Source organism: Niastella vici (assembly GCF_002077945.1).
Lineage (GTDB): Bacteria > Bacteroidota > Bacteroidia > Chitinophagales > Chitinophagaceae > Niastella > Niastella vici.
Window position 1 is genome coordinate 18,252 of sequence record NZ_LVYD01000051.1, and the last position, 16,942, is coordinate 35,193.

Consider the following 16,942-nt stretch of genomic DNA (forward strand, 5'->3'; position numbering starts at 1 on the left):
ATATGAGTACTACTTATACAGGTACTTACCATGAAGCCGGCGGCCGGTATTACCAGGCTACCATCTTTTTATCGGCAGTGACCATTACCATCCGGTATCGCGATGAAGCAGGCCAGGAAAAAGATGTATACTGGTTAACAAAGGAGCTCATTGCATTCAATGACCAGGTTGCAGGAAGTGAATTACGATACCGGAATAAAAAAGGGGAAATTGAACGGCTGGTGATACGGGACCCACAATTGGTGCAGGCCCTTAAAAACACGCTTACGCACCACCGCCTGTTCGGTAAAGCGCATACCCGCCTGTTCGGCAATATCTGGTTAAAGCTGGGCGTAATTGCGCTTATAATTATTGCGATACTGGTTGGTTTATACGCCTGGCTAATGCCCTGGCTGGGTGATCGCATGGCCAGCCGTTTCTCCAAAATTCAGGAGATCGACATGGGCGAGCAAATGTACCAGGCTGTTATGCAGCAATATAAAGTAGATACGCATAAAACGGAAGTGCTGAATGCCTTCTATGAACAATTGCATTATGATATCGGGTATCCGGTAAAAATAACTGTTGTTGAATCGAATGACATGAATGCCTTTGCCATACCCGGCGGTCATATTGTAGTGTACGATGCCATCCTGGAGCAAATGAAAACACCCGAAGAACTGGCTGCCCTGTTGGGGCATGAAGGTTCGCATATTGCGTTGCGCCATTCCCTGCGTAATATCTTTCGCGACCTGTCGCAAAAGATGTTTATTTCCCTGTTGCTGGGAAACGAATCGGGTATTGCTTCAACAGTGGTGAACAACGCGAGTGCATTACAACAACTGCAATATTCCCGTTCCCTTGAAACGGAGGCCGATGACAATGGACTGCAGCTGATGGCAAAAAATAACATCAGCACCCAGGGCATGGTGCGGTTGATGAAAATGCTGCAAAAGGAAAGCAGCGGGGCAGAACCGGCGCCATTTTTAAGCACGCATCCTGTATTTAAGGACCGCATCAGCAATATTGAAAAACAGATACAGCAATTGCCTGCTGTATCCACTTCGAATGACAACCTGAAAAAATTATTTCACGAGATTTACGAATAGAAAGCTCAGGAAAGGATCTCGACCACATGTTTTTTTATGTTCTGGGCCATTTTATTCATTGGCAGGTCGTTTTCATCGCCGCCGAACGGGTCTTCAATTTCTTCTGCTATCTCTTCAAGACTGGCCAGTACATAGAAAATAAAGGCCACCACCGGAACGGCCAAATAACCCAGGCTCAACGCAAAGCTGAAGGGCAGCGTCATAACGTAAAAGAAGATAAACTTCTTCAGGAACACACTATACGAATAGGGGATAGGGGTGTTCTTGATGCGCTCACAGGCGCCACAGATATCAGTGAATGATTGCAGTTCGTTATTGAGGATGATCAGCTGATCGCCTTTTATCTTGCCTTCTGTATACAATTTGTTCACCCGTTGTATTATCAGTTTTGCAACCTGGTTGGGCAAATGCTGACTGGTATTGAGCTCACGCAATTCGGGATGTTCCTGCTCATCCAATGCCAGGCGGGTTGATTCAGCATGCAGGTGGTGCGCTAATACCGAGGCGTACATGGGAATGATCTTTTTAAAGAACGAGCGGTGCGCGGCATCTTCATACCCCAGCATGCTGTGTAGTTTTATGGCCAGGTTACGGCTGTTATTCACCAGCGAGCCCCATTGTTTACGGCCTTCCCACCAGCGGTCATACGCCGTATTGGTGCGAAACACCAGCAGCATCGAGATCACGAAGCTGAGCAGGGTATGCATGACGGTTATTTGCTTGATGTGGCTGTTGTCGGGTATTTTGAGAACGTGCAGTTCCAGAAAGGCAATGACCCAGCAGTAAACGCTGATACCAAAGATAAGCGGGGCCAGCTTGCGCAGGGTATCTGCTTTATGAAAGCGGAAAATAAAAGTGAACCAGTCTTTGGGATTATAGGTGATCATAACGATTGTTCAGGACGGCAAGATAAGAAAAAAGCCCTGAGGGTTTAATCCTCAGGGCCCGGGTATGTTGACTTAACGTGTAAACTTATTTTGGCTTTGCCCAGGTACTGGCCGGGAAGCTTGGATTAATATCGTAGCTCTCGTACGAAATTGTTTGTGCATGCTTACCTGCCTGCATGATCTCTGTATAAGGTAACAGAATGTTGCCTGTTTTCTTGAAGTCTGAGTAGGTAAAGGTGGTTGTACCACTCAGCGGATCAGCGATCACCAGCGCTTCAAGGCGGTTGCTGCGGTTGCTTATGATGTAACCGGCGCGTATACTGTTCACCACTACCATTACCGACGACAGATCATATTGCTGCGTTTGCAGGGTGGCGGTTGATTTGGCCAGGATATCTGATTTCAATCCCAGCATACCACAAAACAGATAACGTTTCAATTCAGTAACGCGTTGCGCAGAAAGCGGCGCATAGCCATTGCCATCAAAGCTCCAGCCGCTGTTGCCTTCCATTTGTTCCAGCAAAATGGTGTTGCCCTGCAGTGAAGATTCCAACCGTACTATCTGACGGGTGAAGTCGGCTTGCATAGTGAGCGTAAGGTTATTGGTGTTCATCACCGCTTTCAAGGTGGTAAGGCCATCCAGCGCTTTACCGCCATGGGCCTGGTTAGCCTGTTTCATGAGGTTCATGCCAGCTTCCAGTACATCAGCTGCTTTGGCTGCAACAGGATTGTCGGTCCTTACCTGTTTTGCCTGTTCTTCTTCATCGAGGTAATAGATATCACCATTTATAACAACCAATGATTTTTTTTCATTGCTGCTGAAGAAGCTATAATTCTGCGTGCGGCCATTGGCGAACTTAAGGCTTAACTGACTTTGATTAATTGTATAAGAACCATCTTCGCCGCTGTTATTGCTTCCGCCACTTACAGTTGAAAGGGTGGCGGTACGTTTGAATTTGCCATCAGTAAAATAGAAACCATCCTGTTTACCTGAAGATCTTATATACTTATAAAACCCGGCAGGTACAGCACTGGAAACATTCAGCCTGATAAAAGTAGCTGCGCCCGATTGACCGGTTTCGCCGGTAACGCTTAACAGGATTATTTTTTCGGATCCATCGCTCAAAAACCGCATCTTCAGCTGATTGCCGGTAATAGAATAGGTTCCATCCACTTTCTTTTGCCAATCGGGCTTATCAAGTCCGCTGCAAAAAGAGGAGTTTGGCCTGAAGTAGAACACGTAATCAGTTCTTACCATTTCGCCGGCATCAGACGTTTGGTCATACTCATATGCAGTACCTGCATACACCGCATTGATAGTTTGATTTTGTGCAAAAAGGATCGAACAGGAGAATAGTAAGCATAAAAATAAAACGCCAGTACGGATTCTCGCCAAGGTGTTAAGTGTCATGATAACGTTTATGTATAAAATTCAAAAAGTCTGCCGAAATAATTGATCTTATAAATTCAGTGCCAATAAGTTTATTAGTGAAATTTATTCAACAGGAGCAAGCAAAAAAGCATATCGTTTTTCTCTATACGATAGAGCATTACAGCGCCACAAGGATAGGTTATTTCTTATGAAGAATTGTGGCTGTTTAGGTGTTCAATTCCGGGCGCACAAACGTATGGTCTTTGTCTCAAACAGATGTCCTGTAGTGTCCTGCTCCAGCCCTTCAGGTCATGCGGCGCCGCATCCAAAAACGTGTGCCCAATTCTATTATTGTGTTGTATTTCATTTTGTTACATATCCGGGACGAATGGTGATAAATGAATTGAAATGAGACAGATAGGAGGGTTATTACCTGGGGAATAGTCAAATTGGCGTGGGGTGATAATAGTCATTAGTCGGTTATGACAGGTAGCAAAAAGCAAAATGCCACCCCGGTTTACCGGAATGGCATTGAAATATGATTAAAAATGTATATGCTATTATAAGCCAGGGAACAGCGGGCGGCCAAACCGGGAAGGCCAGGGAATAGCAGCCAGTATAAGAATTAATGCAACAACAAAGAACCAGAATGCTTTTTTGTATTTAACAGCATCGGGAATTGATTTCTTTGCCTGTCCTCTGCCAATGGTGATAAACACAATGGCAATGATCATCATTAAAGGATGTTCCATGTAAAAGAACCGGTACGTTGCATCTTTCATTACGCTGGTACCGGCAGGTGGCGGATTGGTAAATATACCCATGCGGCCAAAGAGTAACAGTATAAGACCGATCAGCAAAGTGGTATGCGCCGAGATCATGGTGAACAACCATAATTTTTTGTCGCCTGCCGTTAATGCTTTTTTACCGCCAAGACCGGAAAGACCTTTTAAAATGGAAGCTAATAACAGCACCAACAGTATCCACCGGAGATAGCTATGTAGTACAACTAAAAAATTCATATTGGGGAGATTTGGCGCAAAGCTAATGGTGCAGAAGGGAAATCTCAAATTTGATTCCTGATCATCGGGTAACTGCTTTCAACTGTTGACCGGCATCATTCTTCGACCCAATCGGCAATAAAGATGTTGGTATCATGCGTTCCGCCATTGTTGCGGTTGCTGCAAAAAACGATCTTTTTTCCATTGGGGCTGAACATGGGAAAGGCATCAAACCCTTTGTCGCGGCTGATCTTCTGCAGCCCGCTGCCATCAGGCTGCATAATATATAAATTGAACGGAAAGCCCCGTTTGTATTCATGGTTCGACGCAAAAATGATACGTTTGCTATCGGGCAAAAAGGCCGGCGCCCAGTTGGCTTGTCCCAGGTGCGTTACCTGTTGTGCATTGCTGCCATCTGCATCGGCAATGAAAACTTCCATTTGTGTAGGCGCTACCAGGTTCTCGGCCAGCAGCTCTTTATACGATTGCAATGCTTCGGGTGTTTGCGGACGTGAAGCACGCCAGATGATCTTTTTTCCATCGGGACTGAACCAGGCGCCCCCATCATATCCGGGTGTATTGGTGATCCGCTTTTCTTTACCGGTTTGCAGGTTCATCAGGTACAGATCGATATCGCCATCCTTAACGCTTGTATAGATCATCTTTTTGCCATCGGGCGACAGGGTGGCCTCGGCATCATATCCCTTGCTGTGCGTGAGTTGTTTAACGATCTTTCCATTGAGATCGGCCATAAAAATATCATAGCTGCTGTACAAAGGCCAAATGTATTTATTACCGTATTTAGAGCGGTCGGGTAATGGCGGGCAACTATCGCCACCCAGGTGTGTGGAGGCGTAAATAACGTGTTTGCCATCCTTTGTAAAAAAGCCACAGGTGGTTCTTCCTTTACCGGTGCTAACCATTTTGTATTGAAAGGGAGCGCCGGGCGCGGGTATCTTTCCAACAAAGATCTGATCGCATGGCAGGCCATCTTTCGCACTGGTGCGTTGAAACACGAGCCATTGACCATCGAAGCTGAAATAGGCTTCGGCATTATCACCCCCAAACGTTAATTGTTGCAGGTTCCGGAAATGTTTTTCTTCAGGATATTGTAATGTGTCGGCCGGTAGCGAAGACGCAACTGGTGACAATGGTTTATATTTAAACGCAGTAATGACAATACCTGCCAGCAGCGGGAACAGCAACCATATTTTCATAAATAACATATTTTACAAGCGCGCAATACCTTGTTTTATAGGTAATGCACGGTATAAAAATGAAGATAATTTTGTTAAATAGTTTGCATGTCAGAATATTGTCATAAGTACTTTATAAAAATCGGTTAGTTTTGCCGGAGTTCGGCCATGGATTTGAAAAAAACATATATAACGCAGATGAAAAGATGGTTCTCTTTACAGTCTTTATTATTGGTAGGTTTACTCTGTTGGTTAGGTAGTTGTCATTCCCGTACCAATGAAAAGGAATCGGCCGAAAAAATATTGAGCTCGCCACCTTATGCGGGTTTAACTGATAGCATCAGGCAATTCCCCAAAAATCAGGACCTGTATATGCAACGAGCCGTGTTGTTGTCGCAGAACGACAAACATGAGCTGGCTATGCTGGATTATAAAAAAGCCTGGGAACTAAAGCCTGAACAATATATTGCCACGCAATATGTATCGAATTTGATGCTGGTGAATAAGCCTGATGAAGCAGTGAAGTTATTGAAAGAAAGCATTGCCAAATGGCCCGAAAATCCCAATCTGCATCGGCGCCTCAGTGAGATCTATGCACAACTGGGCGATCCCCAAAAAGCCATAGACCAATACGATGAATGGGCGCAACAGGATTCGCTCAACTTTGAAGTATGGTATGAAAAAGGTGTGTTGCTGGCCAAGTTAAAAGACACCCCCGCTGCCATTCAGTCGCTGGAAAGATCTTACAAAGTACAGCCCATCAACTATAACGGACTGGCACTGGCCAGTTTGTATGCCGCTACCCTCAATCCCAAAGTGATCACTCTTTGTGATGAATTGATAAAGAAGGACACTACGGGTATTATCAACGACGTGTTGTATTTGAAAGGAAGTTTTTATTCTGATACAAAACAATACGACAAGGCCATGGAGATGTTTAACCAATGTATCAGCCACGACTGGAAATTTACCGATGCGTACATTGAAAAAGGAATTGTTTTGTACGATCTGAAAAAAACTGACAGCGCTTTAAAGGTTTTCACAATGGCGGCTACCGTTTCCAATACCAATGCCGATGCCTGGTACTGGATGGCCCGTTGTTATGAAGTGCAGGGTAAGAAGGAACTTGCCCAGGTGAATTACGAACGTGCCCTTGCCCTTGATAAAAACTTTCAGGAAGCACGGGAAGGGTTAAAGCGATTAAAGAAATAAATTAATAACCTGCCTGCCGGCCCTGCTTCGCCGAAGTTTCGCGAATGCGCAGTAAGGCCGGCAGGCTTATCAACCTGCCATGGCAATAGTAGCACCATCATTTTTATCGGCAAACTTTCTTAACCTCGAAGCAGATTGCAAAATGGTGAATGAAAGCGGGGCCGACTGGTTTCATTTAGATGTAATGGACGGACGGTTCGTTCCCAATATTACATTTGGCCCTATGATCATCGAATTCATTCGCAAAACCACTACCAAAGTTTGTGATGTGCACCTGATGATCGTGGAGCCGGAAAAATATGTAGAAGATTTTAAAAAAGCCGGCGCCGATATCCTGACCGTGCACCAGGAAGCCTGTACCCATTTACACCGGAATATTGAGCAGATAAAATCACTGGGCATGCAGGCCGGTGTGGCGTTGAACCCCCATACGCCGGTAGAAGCGCTGAAAGAAGTATTGCACGATATTGATGTGGTGTTGATCATGAGCGTAAATCCGGGTTTTGGCGGACAGAAATTCATTCCCAATACGCTGAAGAAGATCAGTACCCTGCGCCGGATGATCGATGAAAAAGGATTGGCTACCAAAATAGAGATCGATGGCGGCGTAACCCTGCAAAATGCCCCCGACATTATAAACGCCGGGGCGCATGTACTGGTAGCAGGAAATACCGTATTCCGTTCAAAAGATCCCAAAGACACCATTGCACAGTTGAAGAAAATAACCTGATCCCATATGGCAAAAGATCTTTTCAGCAACCAGGCCTCGCTCTATGCGCAATACCGCCCCGGTTATCCGCATGAGTTGTATGAATATATTCTGCAACAGGTGACCAACAGGCAACTGGCCTGGGATTGCGCCACCGGGAATGGACAGGCCGCTGTTGAGCTGGCGAACTATTTTGAGCAGGTGATGGCAACCGATATCAGCGAAAAACAGTTGCAGCAGGCCCAGCCGCATGAAAAGATCACTTACCTGGTAAGTACGGCCGAACAAACTCCGTTCAACGACAACAGCTTTGATTGCATTACCGTAGCCCAGGCTTATCACTGGTTCCGGTTCGGGGCATTTGAAAAAGAAGTGCAGCGCATTGCCCGGCCGGGCGCCATTGTAGCCATTTGGGGATACAGCCTGGTGGTGTGTGAAGATGAAGCGATGAATGCCCTTATCAATACATTCTACCGCGAAACCGTAGGGCCGTATTGGGATAAAGAAAGAAAATATGTCGACGATCATTATACCACGGTTCCCTTCCCTTACGAACCCTTACCCTCAAAAGATTTTAAGATACAGGTGCAATATAACCGGCAGCAATTTATAGGGTATTTAAATACCTGGTCGAGCGTACAGCATTTTATAAAAGCGCATCAGTACAATCCCGTTGATGAACTTACGGCCGCCATAGAACAGGTGTGGCCCGGGGATAGTTTTAAGTCATTTTATTTTCCATTGTTTTTAAAGTTGGGCAGGGTAATGAAGTAGGAGGTAAGATGTAGGAAGTAAGAAGAATCCTAATTTCTTAACTCATAAGTAAATTCGTATTTTCTTTACCGACAACTGAAAAATTCGTAAACTTCTTACTTCATACTTCCTACTTCGGAATTAAAGAAGCAGGAAGTAACAATTAAACAAGGTGTATCATATGAACAAACTCAGATCAGCAATAATAGGTTGTGGCAAAATGGCGCAGGTGCATGCGCAGGCTTTGAAAAATATTGAGGAAGCAGAACTGGTGGCGGTACAAAGCCGCAATCAGGAAAAAGCAGCCGCCACGGCGGCCCGTTTTGGCGCAAAGGCTTATACAGATATTGCTGAAATGATACAACAGGAGCAGGTGCAGGTGGTGGTTATATGTACGCCGCACCCGGCCCACCGCGAGGCTGCTGTGATTGCCATGCAGCACGGCGCGCATGTACTTACAGAAAAACCACTGGCCGTTAGCCTCGAAGATTGTGATGCCATGATGCAGACTGCTGCCGCCTGCAATAGAAAACTGGGAATGGTTAGTCAGCGCCGCTTCCTGGCGCCCTGCCGGCGTATACGGCAGGCTATTGATGCGGGTAAGCTGGGTACGCCTATGCTGGGTTCGGTGGTGATGTATGGCTGGCGCGATGAAAAATATTATAGCAGCGATCCCTGGCGCGGCAGTTGGGAGCAGGAGGGTGGTGGGGTGCTGGTGAACCAGGCGCCGCATCAGTTAGACCTGCTGTTGTGGTATATGGGCAGTGAAATGGAAGAACTATACGGGGTATGGCAAAACATCAACCATCCTTATATTGAAGTGGAAGATACCGCCGTTGCCATTATCCGGTTTAAAAATGGCGCAGTGGGAAATATTGTGGTAAGCAATGCCCAAAAGCCTGGCATTTATGGCAAAGTGCATATACATGGTAGCAATGGTGCATCGGCCGGCGTGCAAACCGATGGCGGTTCTATGTTCCTGCCCGGGCAGTCAACAATGCTTGAAGCGCCGGTAAACGATATCTGGACGGTCCCCGGCGATGAACAACAATTGAAAACATGGCAGTCAGCAGATACTGCTGAATTTAATTCAGGCAATCCCGTTGAATATTACATTCGCCAGCAGATCAGGGACTTCCTGTTAGCTGTAGCCGAAAAAAGGGAGCCATTGGTTACGGCCGCCGAGGGCCGAAAAACAGTAGAGTTGTTCACTGCCCTGTATCGTTGTATGAAAACCAAACAACCCGTTCGCTGGCCGTTGTAAAGACAGTGTAGCGTTTGTTCCCGTGAAAAAAAATCTACAGAAAAGCTGTTTTATAGATGCCACTCCCCGGTGGCATTTTTTGTATATATAAAAAAAACAGCTTTATTATGGCAACATCAAACGGAAAGTCAAAGAAAGCACAACAAAAGGAAGCAGATAAAGATCTCGCCAAAACATATAATCAGTTCAAGGAATTTGAAGGGCAGCAATATACGGGCATGAAGATTGGGCGCAGTCATAAATGGTATTACGACAAAGGCGAATGGAAGGAAACAAAAGCAACGCCCGACCTGTGGACTATCAGTTATGGTGTAACCAAACGCCGGGCAGGCAAGGCGCCCGAAGGATCGGGCGTACCGGTGGGAACAGAATATCACTGGTATATAGCAGCCCATCAGCATGTACGCAAGCTGAATGCGAATGATTATACTACTTCAATGACGGGGCTTAAATTCAAGCTTGCGCATAAAAGAGCCGATAAAGACAAATGGAACATCAGCGATAAAGCACAGCGCAAACGCCTCATCAATTTTCTGAAAGATATAATAGTGCAATTGGAAAAAGCACCGGAAAATCTTAATCAACCACCCGATACCAAAGCGGTTCCCATACCCAAAAAAGCACCGGCCAAACGTACGGCGGTAAAAACCAGGAAGAAAGTTGCCGGTAAAAGGAAGACCGCGCCAAATGCATAAAGCATGCTAAGCGCCTGAGTAAATAATTCCTCAGCGACTGATCAATTAATTTTCAATGGGTAACAGCGCAATTTTCATGGCAATGCTTTTGCATGAATAAGTTTGTAAACAAATCGTTTGTTATGGTCATAAATGAGAAAGAGTACCCGGTGGTAGTACAGGCATATCAACCTTCAGCCAACGGAGAATTGTTTGTAGCAGAACAAATGGTAAGAAATCAGGCTGAAGTAGATGGATTTAGTAGCCGGTACGCCGGATATGTTATTAAAGCAAGGGTTGTAAAGGAAAATGAATTGGTGCCGGAATATCGCAACAGTGACGGTACAAAACGTACGGCTATCCATCGCCGGGGTTTGCCGGCATGGGCAATACTTTTATTAATAGTTGTTGTACTGGTTGTAGTGGGATTTACCACAGGCTGGATCCAAAGAACCTTTGAACTTAAATTTTAACTAGTTCGTTCCGTTAAACCGGGGGATTTTGTAAACGAGTTTCCAGTGTACCCGCAACATCTTCCGGTTTTTTTATGAGATGAAAATTAAAATAAAGGGGAAAGCTTCAGGGACGTGCAACTGCAAAGATTGTAGCGTAACCTGAAGCTTTCTTAATTAGTAGCCAGGAGCCGTTTACGGAAGTTTATCACCCGGTAATCCCATACCGGTAACAATTTCATAATCAAAAACACCGGCCATGATGGCGGGGTCTTTATCGAGCAGTCGTTGTACCTCATCTTTATCGGTAGTATTGTAAACCGCTACAGCAGCAAGGTTGGTGTTGTTGTCCATCACGGGCATGGTTAGCACCATTTGGTTATTGCGCCGTTGTTCAAAGATGTACGGCAGGTGTTCACTTTGAATAATGCGTGGGGAATCGCTTAACCCATAGTTTTCGCCTTTGGTCAATACAACCAGAATATAAGGCTTGATAGTGGCCAGTTTGGTCAGTACTTCAGGCGATACAAATTGAAATGCAGCTGGACTACTCATTGGATAATTTTTGTTTTAGTGGTGGTATATGAATAAATGAAAACCGAACTTATTACGGGAATGGGTAAAGGGTGGGTCGTTATATGGCGCAATATAATATTTACAGTGGGTTTGAAAGCAGGACCATACAGGTAAGTATAAAAAAAATGGGCTGAATAGACATTCAGCCCCTGTACAAAACACGCCTTCCAAGTAAATATGTTGATGTAGTTACAATCGAAAAAAGAATCCCCCGGCCCCACAGCCTGTCCCGCCTTAGCGGGAGCCTGCAATCAGCAACGCACTCTCCATTATCATGCTTTCTGTTCCCTGTTCCTCTTCACTTTCACTTTCTTGCTGATCGCCTTGTTGATATAGTATTTTCCAACCGGGTGCCAAAAAATAAATTATTAATAATCAATTGATTAAAGGCGTGCCAAAATAGGGACGCGTCCCTGCCAGGGAACGATTTTCCAGAAATTGGTTGGCATGTTGAACCTGATACAAAGAAGTACTTACCGGTATGTGTATGTTATAATTGATCTGCGACAAGTACACAAGGTTGCCAGTTACCGGTTACCAGTTTCCGGGGGGCTCTCAAAATATAGGCAAGCTGATTATAGGCGGGCTTTCCGCATTAAGGTGCTGGTAACCGGTATCCGGTGCCTGGGATATCAATAAAACATTGCATGTTGTCGATTGCACACTATCAATTACCCCATTTGTTGGGCAGCCAGGCCTTATGCACCCACTGGCTGATTCGGCGGGCAGGCAATAAAATTGATCTTTTTCAGTTTACAATGACGTCAAATTCAATTAATTTCGACGGCACTAAAACATACCCGGGTGAAATTTGTCCCTTTATTACTGGTATTCTTCGCAGTTTGTTTTTCCGGTACGGTGATAGCTCAAAAAAAGACGGCCTGGGTCGCCGGCCGGGTAGTGGGTGATAATGAACAACCCCTCGATAATGTGTCTGTAATGGTATTGGGGCGGCTCAAGGGTGTAGTCACTTCCGATTCAGGAACCTTTAGGCTGAAAGTGCCTGCCGATAAAGCGTTTGCCATTGTTTTCAGCTATACCGGGTATAAAACCGAACAACGAAATTTCCTGCTGAACGAGAATGAAGAAGAATATGTCGTAATCCGGCTCGAACGCGGCGCCCGCGAACTGGAACCCGTAGTGATAACCGATCAGCGGCAGCGGCACGAGGCCGGGTTGGTGATCATCAATCCCAAAAACGCCATCAACATTCCGTCACCTACCGGCGGTATAGAAAGCCTGATAAAAGTATTTGTCGGTTCCAACAATGAATTAACCTCCCAGTATTCGGTACGGGGTGGTAATTATGATGAGAACCTGATCTATGTAAACGATTTTGAAGTATTTCGTCCATACCTGGTGCGCAGCGGGCAACAGGAGGGCCTTAGTTTTATAAATCCCGAACTGGCGCGCAATGTGAGCTTCTACAATGGCGGCTTCCAGGCAAAATATGGCGATAAAATGTCTTCGGTACTCGACATCCAGTATAAAAAGCCGCGGCAATTTGGCGGTTCGGCCTATGTGGGCCTGCTTGAACAGGGATTGCACCTCGAAGGCATGAGCAGGAATAATAAATTCACTTACCTCATAGGTGTTCGTAACCGCAGCAACCGCAACCTGCTGAAAAGCCAGGAGACGCAGGGCAATTATGTGCCCTCATCAAACGACCTGCAGGCGTTGCTTACTTACCAACTCAATGCGAAGAACACCATCGAGCTGCTGGGAAATATTTCACAAACCAAATTCACGCTCATTCCCAAATTCAGTCAGCTCACCTCATCGGTGTTCTCGCCGTATTTCAGCGCCAACCTGGGACTGGATATTTATTTTGATGGCCGTGAAGAAGACAGGTACCGCACCAATATGGTGGGCTTGTCGCTTACCCAGCAACCCAAAAAGAACCTGCGCCTGAAATGGATGCTGAGCCGTTTTGAGAACGACGAACGCGAAGGCATTGACATTACCGGGGCGTACATCTTTGGCGAACGGGAATTCGATAAATCAAAAGCAGATTACGGACTGATCAACAATCCGCTGGGCGCCGGGCTGTATCAAAACTATGCCCGTAACAAGCTCAATATACAGGTATGGAATGCCTCACACAAAGGCATGCTCGATAAAGGCAAACATTACCTGCAATGGGGACAAAGCGTAGAACGGCAAACCGTTACCGATAAACTCCACGAATGGGAATACCAGGATTCGGCCGGCTACAGCCTGCCTTACACGCCGGGTAACCTCACTTTGAATAAAGCGCTCAATTCACACGCCGACCTCACCATTAACCGGATCACGGGTTACTTTCAGGACAATATCATTTTACACGATTCAATGGGCGTGGTGCTGCAGGCAGGTGTGCGGTATAATTACAATACGCTCAACAACGAATTTTTGATCTCGCCCCGCGTTGGGTTTTCCTGGAAACCGGCCCACTGGAAGCGGGATATAATTTTCCGTGGCGCTGCCGGTATTTATAACCAGCCGCCTTTTTACCGCGAATTACGCCGGTACGATGGAACGGTGAATAAAGACCTGAAAGCGCAAAAAAGCTGGCAGCTATCGGCCGGGTTCGATTATAATTTCCGCTCGGGTAACCGTCCGTTCAGGTGGACGGCCGAAGCCTACTATAAGAACATGTGGGATGTGGTGCCGTATGATATCGACAATGTGCGGTTGCGGTATTTTGGGGAGAACATGGCCAAGGCCTATGCCGCCGGTTTGGAAACGCGGTTGTTTGGCGAGCTGGTTAAGGATGCAGAAAGCTGGATCAGCCTTGGTTTTATGCGTACCCGTGAGAACCTGAAAGGCGATACCTATTACGATTATAAACTCGATTCAGCCGGAACCATACTCGACAGCTCACTGAAAGAAAAAGGCTGGTTACGCCGGCCAACAGACCGGTTCCTGACCTTTGGCATGTTCCTGCAGGATTACCTGAGCACCAACAAGAATTTGAAAGTATACCTGAACTTCCTGTATGGCAGTAACCTGCCCTATAATATTCCCGGCAGTGTAAAATACCGCAATGCGCTGATCATTGACCCTTACATCAGGATCGATATCGGGTTCAGCGCCCTGTTACTTGATAGCGAAAAAAGCAATCGCCGCAGTCATAGCCCATTCCGCAATTTTGAGAACATTTGGGCTACACTCGAAGTGTTCAACCTGATCGACCGCGACAATACCATTTCCTACATGCTGATCAAGGATTTTTCAAACACCGTGTATGCCATGCCAAACCGGTTAACGCCGCGCCTGCTGAACCTGAAGCTGGTAGCCAGGTTTTAATCCCGGCATTTAAACATATGTAAAGGGTTATCCTGACAGGGTACCCCTTTTTTTATGCTACCTATATTGCTGGAAGCTTTCCCGTTTTCCAACTGCTTTTCCGGAAATGAGAATAAAATGGCATAACATGAATGTGTAATTTGTTGTTTATCAGACTGTTGTTTTTTGGCACTTTAATAGGATACCTTATCACGACCCTATGAGGTCCTGAGCGATAGCAAATCCTCTATAACCCTTAAAGCTAAACAGTATGATGGCACTAAACGTGATTACAACCCGGCCCAACCCATTTATTTCATCTCTTACCCTTGAGATCACCACTTCAGAAGATCAACCCGGTGTAGTTAGGATGGCCGATCCTACCGGAAAGATCATCAGTCTTTTCCTGTGGAAATTGAAGAAAGGCATAAATATTAGCAATATTAATAACCTGAACAAACTGAGCCAGGGTATGTACATGCTCGATGTGATGGACGAAAGAGGTCACATTTTATGCAGTACAAAAGTGGTAAAGTAGGTGGTGCATACAGGTTTTCCTGCTAAAAAAAGGAGAAACCCGTATCAACGACAGTAAATTCCGGTTTTCTTTCCCAAATTAATAAAAATTTATCCCAAACTGAGACAGGACGATGGTATTAAGGCAGGATACGTAGCTGATTATGAGCACTTTAAAATGTGGCATCCCATTAGTAATCTTTTTATAAACCATTATTTGTGATACCATTAAGCCATAATCATAACACAGAAAAACAAAAGGCGGAAAAAAACGCACTATCAATGCGGCAAAAGCTGAACCGGATATTACAGATCGACCAAACTGGATCCAGTGGTAATCATGGTACATCAGATGTTCCAAATTCAGAAATTATGATCCCTAAAGTAGTTGTCCGCCCAAACCCGTTTTTCACCGCTATAACGCTCGATGTAACCTGCGCGCAGGGAAAACATGTCATTGTGCGTATGTTCGATGAAGACGATAAGATCGTAAAAATGTTCAGCTGGTTCCTGGTAAAAGGAATAAATATTACCAATATAAGCGAAGTGGAATTTTTGCCAACAGGCGTTTATTCGCTCGACATTGTTGATCTGGAAGGTGATGTTTTATACAGCACACATATTTCAAAAGGCTAGAAAAATATTGGACCCCTAACCCCGTAGGAGTTGTTTCATAGAACAGCTCCTTTTTTTATTTCCTTCCTCCCCAATCCCCTGCCGCCGTAAGCCTCAATTTTACGGCATTAATTTAGTAACTAAATTTACCGGGTAAATTAATGCAGTAAATTATAATTTTGGGCATGACAAAGCTGAGTGTTAACATCAACAAATTTGCCACGTTGCGCAATAGCCGCGGTGGCAACAATCCCGATGTGTTAAAAGCGGCTATTGATGCCGAGCGGTTTGGGGCAGATGGCGTTACGGTGCATCCACGCCCCGATGAAAGGCATATCCGTTACAGCGATGTACGGGCCATTAAAAAGAACATCACCACAGAATTTAATATAGAAGGCAATTGCAGGGAACAAAAGTTTGTTGACCTGGTGCTGGAAACAAAACCACATCAGGTAACGCTGGTGCCCGATGCCGAAGGGCAACTCACATCTGACCATGGCTGGGATACCGTTAAACACCGCGATTACCTGCGCGAAATGATACAGGTGTTTCAGCAGGCGGGCATCAGGGTATCCATTTTTGTTGATCCTGTTATTGAAATGGTGAATGGCGCGGCGGAAACCGGTACCAACCGCATTGAACTGTATACCGAGGCTTACGCCCGCGAATATGCGGATCACCGGGAAAAAGCCATTGCCCCCTATATTACAGCGGCCCAACGCGCCAATGAACTGATGCTGGGCATCAATGCCGGTCATGACCTTGACCTCACCAACCTGGCTTATTTTTCACAGAACATCCCCGGGTTGCTCGAGGTTTCAATAGGGCATGCACTGATCAGCGATGCGTTGTACCTGGGTTATGAAAATGCCATTCAATTGTATAAAAGACAGTTGAAATAAAAGTCCTCATGCCACAACATCCTGCCACTCTTGCATCTTATCTAAAACTGATTTGGCAAAGGGACAAAGGGGCACGATCTTGATGTTATGGGTGCGGGCATATTCAACGGCAGTTTGTACCAGTTGTTTGCCAACGCCTTTTCCGGCCAGGGAATCATCTACTTCAGTGTGTTCAATGATCATTTTGTTAGGGGCCATCGTATAAACCATTTCGGCCAAAATAGCGCCATCCTGCCCTACATAGAACATACCTTTCCCTTGTAATTGTTTGTGTTGTATTACCATAATGAATAGGAATAATGCAATAATTGTAAAAATTATTCATTCCGGCAAGCGGTTCAGGGGTATTATGGGTTATTGCGGGCCGGCAACCTATGTTGATCATTTTCAGGTTATTCCGGCCTGGGTGCAATTCGTGGGTAAATTTAAATGCATCCTGACAAAATCTCTATCGTTGA

The 16,942-nt window shown here is 45.5% G+C and carries 17 protein-coding genes; 11 read left to right on the forward strand and 6 right to left on the reverse strand.

Annotated elements, in window-relative coordinates:
- Positions 1 to 2 precede the first annotated feature (2 nt).
- Positions 3 to 1,088 (forward strand): M48 family metallopeptidase, encoded by a 1,086-nt coding sequence (locus A3860_RS20440; RefSeq protein ID WP_081149147.1) that lies wholly within the window; start codon positions 3 to 5, stop codon positions 1,086 to 1,088.
- Positions 1,089 to 1,093: 5 nt separating this feature from the next.
- Here A3860_RS20440 and A3860_RS20445 read toward each other — a convergent pair whose 3' ends face one another.
- The 4 genes from A3860_RS20445 to A3860_RS20460 form a co-directional block, all read right to left on the reverse strand.
- Positions 1,094 to 1,975: a bestrophin family protein gene (locus tag A3860_RS20445; protein WP_081149150.1), complete on the reverse strand. Its 882-nt coding sequence runs from the start codon at positions 1,973 to 1,975 to the stop codon at positions 1,094 to 1,096.
- Between the two features lie 85 nt (positions 1,976 to 2,060).
- On the reverse strand, positions 2,061 to 3,386 hold the full coding sequence (locus tag A3860_RS20450; protein WP_143774199.1) for a hypothetical protein: 1,326 nt from the start codon (positions 3,384 to 3,386) through the stop codon (positions 2,061 to 2,063).
- A gap of 521 nt (positions 3,387 to 3,907) precedes the next feature.
- Complete coding sequence (locus A3860_RS20455; protein WP_081149156.1) at positions 3,908 to 4,369, reverse strand: hypothetical protein; 462 nt, start codon at positions 4,367 to 4,369, stop codon at positions 3,908 to 3,910.
- A 95-nt stretch (positions 4,370 to 4,464) separates the two neighbouring features.
- Positions 4,465 to 5,565 carry a TolB family protein gene (locus A3860_RS20460; protein ID WP_143774200.1) on the reverse strand — a complete coding sequence of 367 codons (1,101 nt, stop codon included), beginning with the start codon at positions 5,563 to 5,565 and terminating at the stop codon, positions 4,465 to 4,467.
- Between the two features lie 177 nt (positions 5,566 to 5,742).
- Between A3860_RS20460 and A3860_RS20465 the strand changes: the two genes are divergently transcribed.
- The 6 genes from A3860_RS20465 (at position 5,743) to A3860_RS20490 (ending at position 10,629) form a co-directional block, all read left to right on the forward strand.
- Positions 5,743 to 6,756, forward strand: a complete 1,014-nt coding sequence (locus A3860_RS20465) for a tetratricopeptide repeat protein (protein WP_158085313.1) — start codon at positions 5,743 to 5,745, stop codon at positions 6,754 to 6,756.
- A gap of 79 nt (positions 6,757 to 6,835) precedes the next feature.
- On the forward strand, positions 6,836 to 7,486 hold the full coding sequence (rpe, locus tag A3860_RS20470) for a ribulose-phosphate 3-epimerase (protein WP_081149165.1): 651 nt from the start codon (positions 6,836 to 6,838) through the stop codon (positions 7,484 to 7,486).
- A gap of 6 nt (positions 7,487 to 7,492) precedes the next feature.
- Positions 7,493 to 8,239, forward strand: coding sequence for a class I SAM-dependent methyltransferase (locus tag A3860_RS20475; protein ID WP_081149167.1), 747 nt, complete (start codon positions 7,493 to 7,495; stop codon positions 8,237 to 8,239).
- A 160-nt stretch (positions 8,240 to 8,399) separates the two neighbouring features.
- Positions 8,400 to 9,482 carry a Gfo/Idh/MocA family protein gene (locus tag A3860_RS20480; RefSeq protein WP_081149169.1) on the forward strand — a complete coding sequence of 361 codons (1,083 nt, stop codon included), beginning with the start codon at positions 8,400 to 8,402 and terminating at the stop codon, positions 9,480 to 9,482.
- Positions 9,483 to 9,589: 107 nt separating this feature from the next.
- Complete coding sequence (locus A3860_RS20485; RefSeq protein ID WP_216823478.1) at positions 9,590 to 10,177, forward strand: hypothetical protein; 588 nt, start codon at positions 9,590 to 9,592, stop codon at positions 10,175 to 10,177.
- A gap of 92 nt (positions 10,178 to 10,269) precedes the next feature.
- On the forward strand, positions 10,270 to 10,629 hold the full coding sequence (locus A3860_RS20490; protein WP_081149171.1) for a hypothetical protein: 360 nt from the start codon (positions 10,270 to 10,272) through the stop codon (positions 10,627 to 10,629).
- A 174-nt stretch (positions 10,630 to 10,803) separates the two neighbouring features.
- Here the strand turns inward: A3860_RS20490 and A3860_RS20495 are convergent, their stop codons facing one another.
- Entirely contained in the window at positions 10,804 to 11,163 is a 360-nt protein-coding gene (locus A3860_RS20495; RefSeq protein WP_081149174.1) for a YciI family protein, read from the reverse strand.
- An 825-nt stretch (positions 11,164 to 11,988) separates the two neighbouring features.
- On the opposite strand from A3860_RS20495, the gene A3860_RS20510 reads away from it, so the two are divergent.
- The 4 genes from A3860_RS20510 (at position 11,989) to A3860_RS20525 (ending at position 16,484) form a co-directional block, all read left to right on the forward strand.
- Positions 11,989 to 14,472: a TonB-dependent receptor gene (locus A3860_RS20510; protein WP_081149181.1), complete on the forward strand. Its 2,484-nt coding sequence runs from the start codon at positions 11,989 to 11,991 to the stop codon at positions 14,470 to 14,472.
- Between the two features lie 250 nt (positions 14,473 to 14,722).
- Positions 14,723 to 14,989, forward strand: coding sequence for a T9SS type A sorting domain-containing protein (locus A3860_RS20515; RefSeq protein ID WP_081149183.1), 267 nt, complete (start codon positions 14,723 to 14,725; stop codon positions 14,987 to 14,989).
- Positions 14,990 to 15,339: 350 nt separating this feature from the next.
- On the forward strand, positions 15,340 to 15,603 hold the full coding sequence (locus tag A3860_RS20520) for a hypothetical protein (protein WP_143774201.1): 264 nt from the start codon (positions 15,340 to 15,342) through the stop codon (positions 15,601 to 15,603).
- Between the two features lie 164 nt (positions 15,604 to 15,767).
- Positions 15,768 to 16,484 carry a pyridoxine 5'-phosphate synthase gene (locus tag A3860_RS20525; RefSeq protein ID WP_081149188.1) on the forward strand — a complete coding sequence of 239 codons (717 nt, stop codon included), beginning with the start codon at positions 15,768 to 15,770 and terminating at the stop codon, positions 16,482 to 16,484.
- Positions 16,485 to 16,490: 6 nt separating this feature from the next.
- Here A3860_RS20525 and A3860_RS20530 read toward each other — a convergent pair whose 3' ends face one another.
- Positions 16,491 to 16,769 carry a GNAT family N-acetyltransferase gene (locus tag A3860_RS20530; RefSeq protein WP_081149190.1) on the reverse strand — a complete coding sequence of 93 codons (279 nt, stop codon included), beginning with the start codon at positions 16,767 to 16,769 and terminating at the stop codon, positions 16,491 to 16,493.
- Positions 16,770 to 16,942: the final 173 nt, after the last annotated feature.

Excerpts from the sequence above, each read along its gene's own strand:
- A3860_RS20495 (WP_081149174.1), bottom strand. The coding sequence starts at position 11,163 with ATGAGTAGTCCAGCTGCATTTCAATTTGTATCGCCTGAAGTACTGACC.
- A3860_RS20475 (WP_081149167.1), top strand. The coding sequence starts at position 7,493 with ATGGCAAAAGATCTTTTCAGCAACCAGGCCTCGCTCTATGCGCAATAC.
- A3860_RS20530 (WP_081149190.1), bottom strand. The coding sequence starts at position 16,769 with ATGGTAATACAACACAAACAATTACAAGGGAAAGGTATGTTCTATGTA.
- A3860_RS20485 (WP_216823478.1), top strand. The coding sequence starts at position 9,590 with ATGGCAACATCAAACGGAAAGTCAAAGAAAGCACAACAAAAGGAAGCA.
- A3860_RS20445 (WP_081149150.1), bottom strand. The coding sequence starts at position 1,975 with ATGATCACCTATAATCCCAAAGACTGGTTCACTTTTATTTTCCGCTTT.
- A3860_RS20520 (WP_143774201.1), top strand. The coding sequence starts at position 15,340 with ATGATCCCTAAAGTAGTTGTCCGCCCAAACCCGTTTTTCACCGCTATA.
- A3860_RS20490 (WP_081149171.1), top strand. The coding sequence starts at position 10,270 with ATGAATAAGTTTGTAAACAAATCGTTTGTTATGGTCATAAATGAGAAA.
- A3860_RS20450 (WP_143774199.1), bottom strand. The coding sequence starts at position 3,386 with ATGACACTTAACACCTTGGCGAGAATCCGTACTGGCGTTTTATTTTTA.
- A3860_RS20525 (WP_081149188.1), top strand. The coding sequence starts at position 15,768 with ATGACAAAGCTGAGTGTTAACATCAACAAATTTGCCACGTTGCGCAAT.
- rpe (WP_081149165.1), top strand. The coding sequence starts at position 6,836 with ATGGCAATAGTAGCACCATCATTTTTATCGGCAAACTTTCTTAACCTC.
- A3860_RS20460 (WP_143774200.1), bottom strand. The coding sequence starts at position 5,565 with ATGAAAATATGGTTGCTGTTCCCGCTGCTGGCAGGTATTGTCATTACT.
- A3860_RS20480 (WP_081149169.1), top strand. The coding sequence starts at position 8,400 with ATGAACAAACTCAGATCAGCAATAATAGGTTGTGGCAAAATGGCGCAG.
- A3860_RS20440 (WP_081149147.1), top strand. The coding sequence starts at position 3 with ATGAGTACTACTTATACAGGTACTTACCATGAAGCCGGCGGCCGGTAT.
- A3860_RS20465 (WP_158085313.1), top strand. The coding sequence starts at position 5,743 with ATGAAAAGATGGTTCTCTTTACAGTCTTTATTATTGGTAGGTTTACTC.
- A3860_RS20455 (WP_081149156.1), bottom strand. The coding sequence starts at position 4,369 with ATGAATTTTTTAGTTGTACTACATAGCTATCTCCGGTGGATACTGTTG.
- A3860_RS20515 (WP_081149183.1), top strand. The coding sequence starts at position 14,723 with ATGATGGCACTAAACGTGATTACAACCCGGCCCAACCCATTTATTTCA.